Genomic DNA, 10,898 nt, shown 5'->3' with positions numbered 1-10,898 from the left:
ATCGAAACCCCGTCGAACCCTGACCACATTCCCGCACGCCGGGACCGGTTACGACAGCCTTTGACCGCCTTTCGACCGGCGCCCCTCACCCGCGACACCCTCCGGCAGCACTCACCACCGCCCGCCACCCATCGCCGGCCACCGGCCACCGCGCTGCCCTCACCCGGTGAGCGCGGCCCGAAGGCGTTCGGGGTCGACACGCCAGAAGTCGTGCTGCTCGCCGTCCACCAGGACCACCGGGATCTGCTCCCAGTACAGGCGGTACAGCTCCTGGTCCTGGTTGATGTCCTTCTCCTCCCAGGCGGCACCCACTTCGTCGCACACCCGCACGATCACGTCGCGCGCCACGTCACAGAGATGACACCCGGGCTTCCCGATGAGGGTCACAGTCTTCATGCCCCATTCTCCGCACGTAACGGACCCACCGAACAAACTGGCTATGCTCGCGGCATGGCCCTTCCCGCATGGCTCACCCCTCGCAAGCGCTCCGCGACCGCGCGGAGCGTGCTCGCCGGCGAGGCCGCCGCGGAGGCGGCCCGCAAACAGGAGCAGGAGCGGGCGGCCGAGGAGGAGCACCAGGGCGCGGCGGAACCGGAGTTCCCCGTCGTCGGGGACGTGAGGGCCGCCGCCTTCTTCGACCTGGACAACACCGTCATGCAGGGCGCCGCCCTCTTCCACTTCGGCCGCGGACTGTACAAGCGCAAGTTCTTCCGCAAGCGCGAACTGACCCGCTTCGCCTGGCAGCAGGCGTACTTCCGGCTGGCCGGTTCCGAGAACGCCGACCACATGCACGACGCCCGGGAGAGCGCCCTGTCGATCGTCAAGGGCCACCGCGTCTCGGAGTTGATGGCGATCGGCGAGGAGATCTACGACGAGTACCTGGCGGGCCGGATCTGGCCGGGCACCCGCGCCCTCGCCCAAGCGCACCTGGACGCCGGGCAGAAGGTGTGGCTGGTGACAGCGGCGCCGGTGGAGACGGCCACGATCATCGCCCGCCGCCTGGGGCTGACCGGCGCGCTGGGCACGGTCGCCGAGTCGGTGGGCGGGGTCTACACCGGGCGGCTGGTCGGCGAGCCGCTGCACGGGCCGGCGAAGGCGGAGGCCGTACGGGCACTGGCCGCGGCGGAAGGGCTGGACCTGCGGCGGTGCGCCGCGTACAGCGATTCGGCGAACGACATCCCGATGCTGTCGCTCGTCGGCCATCCGTATGCGATCAATCCTGACAGCTTGCTGCGGGCGCACGCGCGGGAAATGGGCTGGCGGCTGCGCGACTACCGATCGGCCCGGAAGGCGGCCAAGGTGGGCATCCCGGCAGCGGCCGGGGTGGGCGCGCTGGCCGGTGGCGCCGCGGCCGCTCTGGCGGTCCAGCGCCGACGCCGCTAGGGCCGCCACGAGGGCGGCCGTCCGCACACCGGGAGCGCCCGTCCGGCCGCTCCGGCGCGCACCCCTGTCCGCGCGCCCCCGCCGGGAGCCGATCCAGCAGTGTTACCCGGCGTCGCGGCGTGCCAGTCACGCGAGCCCGAGTCGGACAGAAGAGGTCACTCACCCGTCATTTCCGGCCAGCAGAATGATCGGTCTCCGATCGCCAACCGCGCCCGAATGCGGTCCCAATCCGTAACAGAGTGAACCGAATCGACGATTTTGGCAACTACGTGTAGTGCCGTCTGTACGAAGCGTTATTCTCCTCAGACGCAATTCGGTACCCATCCGTCCCTACGCCGGGTGAATGGTCCCGCACTGCACGTGATGGAAGCTCTGCCTCTGGGAGTCCCGTGTACCCACACGTCGGGGTTGACGCCTCGGGCCTGGCTACGCTGCGCACGACAGTCATCGACCAACTGCGTGCGTTCGTCCCCACCGCGTACGCCGTCCCTGCCCTCGTCGCACCAACTGCACCTGTCCCCGCAGGAGCCGCACCTGTCCCCGCGGCCTCCTGCCCTGTCCTCGCCCACCGCGCCGCCGGCGCCACGACCCGCACCACCTCGTCGGCCACCACAGCGGCCTCGGCGTCCTCGACGTCGACGGCCGGCAGCCGACGCGCCCGGCCCACGGGCACCACCGCCCGCCGCCCCGCCGCCTCGGACACCGAGAGCTGCCGGATGATGGACCTGGTCGAACAGGCCCAGGCCGGCGAGGCCGAGGCGTTCGGCAAGCTGTACGACCAGTACAGCGACACCGTCTACCGCTACATCTACTACCGGGTCGGCGGCCGGGCGACCGCCGAGGACCTGACCAGTGAGACCTTCCTGCGCGCCCTCCGCCGGATCGGAACCTTCACCTGGCAGGGCCGCGACTTCGGGGCCTGGCTGGTGACCATCGCCCGGAACCTCGTCGCCGACCACTTCAAGTCGAGCCGCTTCCGCCTCGAAGTGACCACCGGCGAGATGCTCGACGCCAACGAGGTGGAACGCTCCCCGGAGGAGTCGGTGCTGGAGTCCCTCTCCAACGCCGCCCTGCTGGAGGCCGTACGTAAGCTCAACCCCCAACAGCAGGAGTGCGTCACGCTCCGATTTCTGCAGGGGCTCTCCGTGGCGGAGACGGCCCGGGTCATGGGCAAGAACGAGGGCGCCATCAAGACGCTCCAGTACCGTGCCGTCCGCACGCTCGCCAGGCTCCTGCCCGACGACGCGCGCTGAACCCGCTCCGCGCCGACCACGCGGAGCGGAAGCGCCGGCCCGCGGAGCGAGGCGCCGGGCCCGCGGTCCGGCGGCACGCTCGACAGCCTTCTTCGCCGGTCACATCATCGTGACATCGGACTCCGTAACCCGACTGGCTTGCGCTCGTTGTGGGGGTTGCAGACTCCCCGGTCGCGGTCGGCCGTAGCCCGCTCATCCTGGGCGGACACGGTCGCCGTGCGTCCTGTTCCTGTGCGGCGGGGAGTCGACCGTGCTGACGAGAGGAGGTGCCGCCGGTGATCGGATCCGTGCCGACAAGCCGACGGGCCATCGCCTTCGCCCAGTCCCTGGACGAACAGGAGCGCGACGCGGGCGCGGCGGCCGACACGGGGTCCGAGGGCTCCGCGGACCCCGGGAGAAGCGGAACGGCCCCACCGGGGGCGTCCCCGCGGACACGGGCACGGCACGCGCCGTCCCGTTCGTCCCCGGCCCCACCGGCCGCACCGGCCGCACCCGCGCCGGCCCCGCCCCCACACAGCCACCGGGCCGACGGCCCGGACCTGTCGCTGGTCTCCCTCGCCGAGGAACTCGCCGCACTGCCCCGCCCGGAACTGGACCCCGAGGTCAAAACGGTGCAGCGCGCGCAGCTCATCGCCGCCATGGAGGCGGCCTTCGCCGAGAGCGGCACCGCGGCGGACGCCCGGTTGCCCGGCCAGCGCGACGGCCGGGCCGCCTCCCGTGCCGGCCGGGGCGCCCATCGCGCACCGGCTCTCGGGCCGCTGAACAAGCTGCGGCCCAAGTCCCGTCTCGGCAAGGGGCTCGCCGCCGGCGGGCTGAGCGTCGGCGTGGCAGCCGGCGCCCTGGGCGGGGCCGCCGCGGCCAGCAACGACGCGCTCCCGGGGGACTCGCTCTACAACCTCAAGCGCGGTATGGAGGACCTCCAGCTCGACCTGGCCGGTGACGACTCGGACCGCGGCAGCCTGCTGCTCGACCACGCCTCCACCCGCATGCAGGAGGCCCGCCGCCTCATGGAGCGGGACCGGGCGGGCGACTTGGACCACGAGTCGCTGGGCGAGGTCCGCAGAGCCCTCTCCGGCATGCGGCAGGACGCCTCCGAGGGGCACCGCCTGCTCAGCTCGGCCTACCAGCAGGACGGCGACCTGGCCCCGATCCGCTCCCTGTCCCGGTTCACCAAGCAGCACCGGGAGGGCTGGAGCCGCCTGCGGGACCGGCTGCCGGTGCAGCTTCGGGACGTGGGCGACGAGGTCACCTCCGTCTTCGACGCCATGGACCACGAGGTCGGCCCGCTGCGCTCGCTCCTCCCGCGTGCGGCGGAGGAGACGCAGCAGGAACGCCGGCAGGGCACCAGCGACCGCACCGGCGAGGATTCGCCCTCCACCGAGCCGTCCACCCCGTCCTCGGACGGTACGACGCACGGGCAGCGCGATCACCGCAGCGAGGAGCCCTCCCCCTCGGACTCCCAGCGGCGGGACGGCGAGGGCCTGCTGGGCGGCAGCCTGCTCCAGCCCTCCCAGCAGCCGGACCACGACGACCGGCCCGGCAGCTCCCACCCGGGTACCGGCTCCGGTTCCGACGACGCCACCACGCCGAAGGGGGAGCCCCGGGTCACGCTCCCGCCGATCGTCCCCCAGGTCCTGCCGGGGCTCGGCCTGGAACAGGAGGACAAGTAGCGGCGGGCAGCAGCGGTGCGGCGCCACCGGTAGCAGAACACCGGTCCCTCAGAAGAACACGGAACGGCGCCGCACCAGCAGTTCGTAGAGGGAGTGCTGGATCGTCTCCCGTACCTGGTCGGTCAGGTTGAACATCAGCATCGGGTCCTCCGCCGCCTCCGGCGCATAGCCGTCGGTGGCGACGGGCTCACCGAACTGGATGGTCCACTTCGTCGGCAGCGGCACCGCACCCAGCGGCCCCAGCCAGGGGAAGGTGGGCGTGAGGGGGAAGTACGGAAAGTTGCACAGCCGTGCCAGCGTGCGCGAGTTGCCGAGCATCGGATAGATCTCCTCGGCGCCCACGATCGCGCACGGCACGATGGGCGCCCCCGCCCGCAGCGCTGTCGAGACGAACCCGCCCCGCCCGAACCGCTGCAACTTGTAGCGGTCGGCGAAGGGCTTGCCCAGCCCCTTGAACCCCTCCGGCATCACCCCGACGACCTCACCCCGCTCCAGCAGCGTCCGGGCGTCCTCCGCACAGGCCAGCGTGTGTCCGGCCTTGCGCGCCAGCTCGTTGACGACCGGCAGCATGAACACCAGGTCGGCACCGAGCAACCGCAGCCGGCGGTCGGCGGGATGGTGGTCGTGGACGGCGACCTGGAGCATCAGGCCGTCCAGGGGCAGCGTGCCCGAGTGGTTGGCGACCACCAGTGCCGCGCCGTCGGCCGGTATGTTCTCCACACCCCGGACCTCGACCCGGAAGTACTTCTCGTACACCGGGCGCAGCAGCGACATCAGGACCTGGTCGGTCAGCTCCTCGTCGTAGCCGAAGTCGTCGACCTCGTACTCCCCGGTGACCCGGCGTCGCAGGAAGGCCAGCCCCCGTGCGGCGCGCTCCTCCCAGTCGGTGCCCAGCAGCCGCTGGAACATCCCCTCGGCGAGGCCGCCGTCTCGGTCCCCGGCGGCGGACGTCGGCGGAGGACCGTCGGCCGCACCGTCCGTCTCGTGCGCCCGCTGCTGCGGCACCGGGGGCGACGGCGCACGGCGGGAGGGCGCGACGCCTGCGGCGGCCTGCCCCGTTTGGTGCTCCTCCGCCTCCCGGTCCGCCTCCCGGCCGGTCCCGCCGGTGCTCTCCCGTCCGTCCTCGCCCGGGGCCGGGGCCTCGCCCTGCCGCCCTCGCCGCCGCCGGGACGCGCCCGCGCTGCCGCCTGCACGGTCCGGCCCGTCGCCGATGGGTATGACCTTCGCGTCACCCACGGTGGGGCACCTCCTCCTCGCGCTCCGCGCCGGCGCTCCCGGCCGCCGGTCCCGGGTCTCCCGGCAGCGACGCCGCCAACCGGTCGACCGCACGGGCCAGTCTGCCGGGCGGCAGCAGGCCCGGGCCATGAGCCCGCCCGAAGGCCTCCAACGTCGCCGCGGTGGTACGGCGCGGGGCGAAACCCAGCACGTCGCGGGCGTATCCGGTGTGGACGACGCGGCCGTGCGTCAGCAGCCGCAACTGTTCCGGCGAGAAGTCCGTGAAGCCCACCGAGCGCAGCACACCGCCGCCCCAGCGGATCGCGGGCAGCAGCGTCGGCACCGTCGGCCGCCCCAGCCTCCGGGCGCACTGGGAGAGCAGCATGGCGCCGTCCCCTGCGATGTTGAACGTGCCCGCGTTCAGCGCGCCGCTGCGGGGCTCGCCGGCCGCCAGCAGCAGCACGTCGACGACGTCGTCGTCGTGCACGAACTGCAGCCGGGGGTCGTAGCCGAGGACGGTCGGCAGCACGGGCAGTGCGAAGTAGGCGGCGAGCGGCGACTCCCCGGCCGGGCCGAGGATGTGGGCGAAGCGCAGCACGGTCACGGACACGTCGGGCCGCCGCCGCGCGAACCCGCGCACGTAGCCCTCGACCTCCACCGCGTCCTTGGCGAACCCGCCGCCGGGCAGCGAGCGGACCTCGGTCGTCTCGTCGAAGACCGCCGGATCGCGCGGCGCGGAACCGTACACACTCGTCGTCGACTTGATCACCAGACGGGCGACGGCAGGCGCCTTCTGGCAGGCGCCGAGCACCTGCATGGCGCCGATCACGTTGGTCTCCTTCACCGCGCCGCGGCCCCCGCCGCCGGGCGCCAGCGGGGTGCCGTGCAGATCCATGTGCACGACGGTGTCGACGGCGTACTCGGCCAGTACCGTGCCGATGACCGGCTGCCGGATGTCGGCCTGGACGAACTCCGCGCCGCCGAGGTCCCCCGCCGGCGGACGGGCATCCACGCCGACGACGCGGCTGACGCCCGGCTCCCGCCCGACGCGGCGGGCGAACCGCGCGCCCAGCGGCCGGGCCACCCCGGTGACGAGCACCACCTTGCCCACCTTGCCCACAGCTCCCTCCCTGGCGCGGTCCCGGTGCTCCCACCGCCGGGACCGCGCACCCATAGCAGAACCGCCGCCCTTCTCCCCGCGCGGAGAGAAAGGCGGCGGTCAGTGGCGTGCGGTGCGCTCGCTCACTTCTTGTTGCGACGCTGCACACGCGTCCGCTTCAGCAGCTTGCGGTGCTTCTTCTTCGCCATCCGCTTACGCCGCTTCTTGATGACAGAGCCCACGACTACCCTCGCTCACGGATCATCCCCGCACGCTGCGGGGGCGAACTCATTTCGATACTCGGTGCGGGGCGTCCGAGCCCACACGACCTACATGGGTTCAGCCTACCCGGCACCGAGGAGTGGTCGTGCATCGAGGGGTACCGTCGGCCACCGCCGTGGAACCGGTCACATCCGATGCCGGCTTAGGCGCTCTCCACCCCCACGTAGGACTCCTCCAGATACTCGTGGACGGCCTTCTCCGGGACCCGGAAGGACCTGCCCACCCGGATCGCCGGCAGATGACCACTGTGCACCAAGCGGTACACGGTCATCTTGGAGACTCGCATCACCGCGGCGACCTCCGCCACGGTAAGGAACACGACCTCGTTCAACGGCCGTTCGTCAGCAGCCATGTCACACCTGAACCTTCCGCACATGTCGGGCACCGGCTTCCCCCTCCGGTGTCTCCTGCTCGCATGTGCGCTCTACCCCGGATCAGGGGCGCGTGATGCAAGTGATGAAGAGGAGTAGCAACCGTCCGCCTACCGTGACAGACACGCTCGATTGAGTACATAGCGAGTAAGCGCGCGGTAGTAATCGGACTGCGCACCGTCACGCGGAGCCGATCCCGAGGCCCCCGCTTTCCCGCGCGTCACCCGCCCCACGCCGGTCCGCGCCGGCCCCGCACCGCACCTGCGGCCCGTTGCCCTCGTTCCGCCGCCGACCTGCACTGACACCTCACCCATCGCCCCGCCGCGCACCGCCGGACAGCGGCGCGAGGACCCGCCGTCCCCGCCCTCGCCCCGGGCCGGGAACTCGCGGAGCGCGCGTGCGTGCGCCCCGCGTACGGGGCCTTCCGCGCGCGCCGGTTACGCCTTGCAGCGCGACTCCCCCTACGTAGGAGAGACCGCACTGACGTACCCAGAATCGCATCGCTATGTCGACACGTCTCCCCTACGCCAGTGCTAGGTCGGGGCGTCCGGACGACGACAGGCGTGGGGCCAATGTGGCGTAGCTGTCCAGGAGTCGGCCGGGGGACGGGACGGCCGCGGACCCGTCCCGCTCCGTGCCGCTGCGGAAGGACGACCCGAACATACGCTGCCGCAGGGCCGGAAGAGGCCGGGGAGGGTACGCGGAACGTCACGCGGACGCGGGAGCAGCAGCCCCGCATCCGCCACGGACCGCTCCGAACTGCCGTACCCCGCAACCGTCGGCCCCCAACCGCCCCCTGTCGAGCCTGGAGGCCCGGCCCGCACCGTCGGCGCGGGCCCCCCGGGGCTCGGACGGACGCCGGGGGGCGCAGGACACAACGGTGGCGTCTACGGCAGCAGGCCGTGTGCCGGGAACACCGCGCGACGGGTGGCGCGTACGGCCTGATCCAGCCGGTCCGCGGGGTCGTAGCCCGCCTCCTCCCAGCCACGCCACCGCGGCTGCAGGCCGTCCGTCATCCGTTGCGGAGCACCCCCGCCGCCGGTCCGGGCGAACACCTCCTGCCGCCACTCGGCGGGCACCTCCGTCTCACCCGGCACCGGCACCCCGGCCGCGATCGCCACCAGGTGCGTCCACGTCCGCGGCACCACGTCCACCACGGCGTACCCGCCACCGCCCAGGGCCAGCCAACGGCCCTGCGCGTACTCGTGCGCCCACGCGTGGGCCACCTCGGCCACCGTGCGCTGGGCGTCCACGCTGACCGCCAAGTGCGCCAGCGGGTCCTCGACATGGGTGTCGGCACCGTGCTGGGTGACCAGCACCTGCGGCTCGAACGCGGCCAGCAGCTCGGGCACCACCGCGTGCAGGGCCCGCAGCCACCCCTCGTCCGTGGTGCCCGGCGGCAGCGCCACGTTCACCGCACTGCCCTCGGCGCCCTCTCCCCCGCACTCCTCGGGCCAGCCCGTCCCCGGGAAGAGGGTGGCGGGGTGCTCGTGCAGCGAGACCGTCAGCACGCGCGGATCGTCCCAGAACGCCGCCTGCACCCCGTCACCGTGGTGCACGTCCACATCCACGTACGCGATCCGCTCCGCACCCAGCTCCAGCAGACGGGCAACGGCGAGCGCGGGATCGTTGTAGACGCAGAAGCCGGACGCGCTCGACGGCATCGCGTGGTGCAGCCCGCCGGCGAAGTTCACCGCGTGCAGCGCCCGCCCCTGCCACACCGCCTCCGCACCGCCGACCGACTGACCCGCGATCAACGCGGACACCTCGTGCATGCCGGCGAACGCGGGGTCGTCCGTGGTACCGAGCCCGTACCGCTGGTCTGCCGAGGCGGGGGCGGCGGAGGCCTGCCGCACGGCGTCGATGTAGTCGGGCCGGTGGACGAGCCGCAGCGTCGACTCCCCGACGGGCTTCGCCGCGACGACGCTCAGGTCCGGGCTCCGCTCCACCCCCAGCGACTCGATCAGGCGCTTCGTGAGCGCGAGCCGTACCGGGTCCATCGGATGGCCACGACCGAAGTCGTAACCGGTGACGCCCTCATCCCACATCAACTGCGCGCGGCCGCTCATGCCCGCCACCGTATCGGCCGGGCCCGTCGAACGAGGAGGCGCAGGCGAGCGTCACCAGCACCAACACCATCGGCACCAGCATCGCGCCCCGGTAGCTCCAGGCATCACCCAGGGCACCGACCAGCGGCGAACCCACCAGGAAACCGACGTAGTTGAAGATGTTCAACCGGGCCACCGCCGTGTCCGACGCCCGCGGGAACAGCCGCCCCGCGGCGACGAACGTCTGCGGCACGATCACGCAGAGCCCGAAGCCCAGCAGCGTGAACCCCGCGATCCCGCTCCCCGCCCCGGGCGCGAGGGCCACCGCCGCGAACCCCAGCGCGGCCACTACCGTCCCCACCCGCACCACCGGCGCCGCACCGAACCTCCGTACCCCCAGATCCCCGACGGCGCGCCCCAGCAGCGTGGTCACCATGTAGACGTTGTACGGCACCGTCGCAAGCTGCTCGGAGCTGCCGAGCACGTCCTGGAGGTACTTCGCGCTCCAGTTGGAGACCGTGGAGTCCCCGATGTAGGCGAACGCCATGACGAGACACAGCGGCAGCAACAACCTCCCCGAGACCGCACCGGCAGCACCGCCACTCCCGGCCCCCGCCACCGGCCCCGGCTGCCGGATCTCGTCCACGTACCACCGGCTGGCCACCAGTGACAGCGGCAACAGCACGGCAACCACCGGCCCGTACAGAGCCGCCAGCGACAGATCCCAGTGAGCCCCTACCCACGCCGAAGAGGCACCGACGATCCCGCCGAGGCTGTAGGCGGCGTGGAAACCCAGCATGATGCTGCGCCCGTAGGCGCGTTGCAGGCTGACGCCGAGCATGTTCATCGACGCGTCCAGCATCCCGACAGCCAGCCCGAACGCCGCCAGAGCAAGCGCGAGACCTACGAGTTCCTGTCCGGCGCCGACCCCTGCCAGCGCCAGACAGGCAGCCGCCTGCGACCACCTCAGCACTCCACTCGGCCGCACCCGGCGCACCAGATGCTCGGCCGTCACGCTGCCCACCCCGGCCACCACAGGCACGGCCGCGAGGAACGCGGGCAACAGACCGTCGGAGACCCCGTACTGTTCCTGCACTCCGGGGATACGCGTCACCAACAGCGCGAACACCGCGCCCTGGACGAAGAAGCCGGCAGCCAACGCCACCCGCCCGTACGGCAGTCGAGCCTGCGTCCGCGCCTGCGTCATGGCCGCAGAGCCTAGAACCGGTTGCTACGCATGGGTAGGTGTACGGCACAAAAAGAAAAGCCCCGTTGGCTGGGCCAACGGGGCTTTCCCTACACAAAGTTCGGCGGCGTCCTACTCTCCCACACGCTCCCGCATGCAGTACCATCGGCGCTGAAAGGCTTAGCTTCCGGGTTCGGAATGTAACCGGGCGTTTCCCTCACGCTATGACCACCGAAACACACAACACACACCAACACACACATCCCCGCGAAAGGGAATGATCGTGTCGGGGTTGTTGTCTCAGAAACCACACAGTGGACGCGAGCCTCTATGGACAAGCCCTCGGCCTATTAGTACCGGTCACCTCCACCCATTACTGGGCTTCCAGATC

The 10,898-nt window shown here is 71.9% G+C and carries 10 protein-coding genes and 1 rRNA gene; 3 read left to right on the top strand and 8 right to left on the bottom strand.

The annotated features are described in order from the left end of the window. Positions 1-159: 159 nt before the first annotated feature. A complete protein-coding gene (locus H297_RS0124395) occupies positions 160-396 on the bottom strand; it encodes a glutaredoxin family protein (RefSeq protein WP_027739197.1) in 237 nt (78 codons plus the stop codon). Between the two features lie 54 nt (positions 397-450). Here H297_RS0124395 and H297_RS0124390 point away from each other — a divergent pair, with 54 nt between their 5' ends. From H297_RS0124390 to H297_RS0124380, 3 genes are all read left to right on the top strand, one after another. After that, the gene (locus tag H297_RS0124390) at positions 451-1,383 is read left to right on the top strand and encodes an HAD-IB family hydrolase (protein WP_027739196.1); all 933 of its coding nucleotides are present in this window, start codon (positions 451-453) and stop codon (positions 1,381-1,383) included. A gap of 389 nt (positions 1,384-1,772) precedes the next feature. After that, positions 1,773-2,636 (top strand): ECF subfamily RNA polymerase sigma factor, BldN family, encoded by an 864-nt coding sequence (locus tag H297_RS0124385; protein WP_027739195.1) that lies wholly within the window; start codon positions 1,773-1,775, stop codon positions 2,634-2,636. A gap of 275 nt (positions 2,637-2,911) precedes the next feature. Beyond that, positions 2,912-4,306 (top strand): DUF5667 domain-containing protein, encoded by a 1,395-nt coding sequence (locus tag H297_RS0124380; protein ID WP_027739194.1) that lies wholly within the window; start codon positions 2,912-2,914, stop codon positions 4,304-4,306. Between the two features lie 48 nt (positions 4,307-4,354). On the opposite strand, the gene H297_RS0124375 is transcribed toward H297_RS0124380, so the two are convergent. The 7 genes from H297_RS0124375 to rrf form a co-directional block, all read right to left on the bottom strand. Then, entirely contained in the window at positions 4,355-5,542 is a 1,188-nt protein-coding gene (locus tag H297_RS0124375; protein ID WP_027739193.1) for a lysophospholipid acyltransferase family protein, read from the bottom strand. Continuing rightward, positions 5,535-6,632 (bottom strand): NAD-dependent epimerase/dehydratase family protein, encoded by a 1,098-nt coding sequence (locus H297_RS0124370; RefSeq protein ID WP_027739192.1) that lies wholly within the window; start codon positions 6,630-6,632, stop codon positions 5,535-5,537. Before H297_RS0124370 ends, H297_RS0124375 begins: the two co-directional genes overlap by 8 nt. 131 nt (positions 6,633-6,763) lie before the next feature. Then, positions 6,764-6,862, bottom strand: a complete 99-nt coding sequence (locus H297_RS42050) for a 30S ribosomal protein bS22 (protein ID WP_003948845.1) — start codon at positions 6,860-6,862, stop codon at positions 6,764-6,766. A 182-nt stretch (positions 6,863-7,044) separates the two neighbouring features. Continuing rightward, on the bottom strand, positions 7,045-7,254 hold the full coding sequence (locus tag H297_RS0124360) for a helix-turn-helix domain-containing protein (protein WP_157846443.1): 210 nt from the start codon (positions 7,252-7,254) through the stop codon (positions 7,045-7,047). A gap of 906 nt (positions 7,255-8,160) precedes the next feature. Further along, entirely contained in the window at positions 8,161-9,342 is a 1,182-nt protein-coding gene (locus H297_RS0124355; protein ID WP_027739191.1) for an acetoin utilization protein AcuC, read from the bottom strand. Continuing rightward, positions 9,311-10,528 carry an MFS transporter gene (locus H297_RS0124350; protein WP_199787256.1) on the bottom strand — a complete coding sequence of 406 codons (1,218 nt, stop codon included), beginning with the start codon at positions 10,526-10,528 and terminating at the stop codon, positions 9,311-9,313. The genes H297_RS0124355 and H297_RS0124350 overlap by 32 nt, the downstream gene beginning before the upstream one ends. Before the next feature lie 98 nt (positions 10,529-10,626). After that, positions 10,627-10,743: ribosomal RNA gene (rrf, locus tag H297_RS0124345) — 5S ribosomal RNA — on the bottom strand. Between the last annotated feature and the right edge of the window lie 155 nt (positions 10,744-10,898).

It is taken from the genome of Streptomyces sp. CNT360 (assembly GCF_000424785.1).
Note: the sequence above shows the minus strand (reverse complement) of the source record. Positions and strands in the feature narration are given on the sequence as shown.

What these genes read in the sequence shown, in the direction of transcription:
- H297_RS0124395 (WP_027739197.1), bottom strand. Translation starts at nt 396, where the DNA reads ATGAAGACTGTGACCCTCATCGGGAAGCCCGGGTGTCATCTCTGTGAC.
- H297_RS0124390 (WP_027739196.1), top strand. Translation starts at nt 451, where the DNA reads ATGGCCCTTCCCGCATGGCTCACCCCTCGCAAGCGCTCCGCGACCGCG.
- H297_RS0124360 (WP_157846443.1), bottom strand. Translation starts at nt 7,254, where the DNA reads ATGGCTGCTGACGAACGGCCGTTGAACGAGGTCGTGTTCCTTACCGTG.
- H297_RS0124355 (WP_027739191.1), bottom strand. Translation starts at nt 9,342, where the DNA reads ATGAGCGGCCGCGCGCAGTTGATGTGGGATGAGGGCGTCACCGGTTAC.
- H297_RS0124350 (WP_199787256.1), bottom strand. Translation starts at nt 10,528, where the DNA reads ATGACGCAGGCGCGGACGCAGGCTCGACTGCCGTACGGGCGGGTGGCG.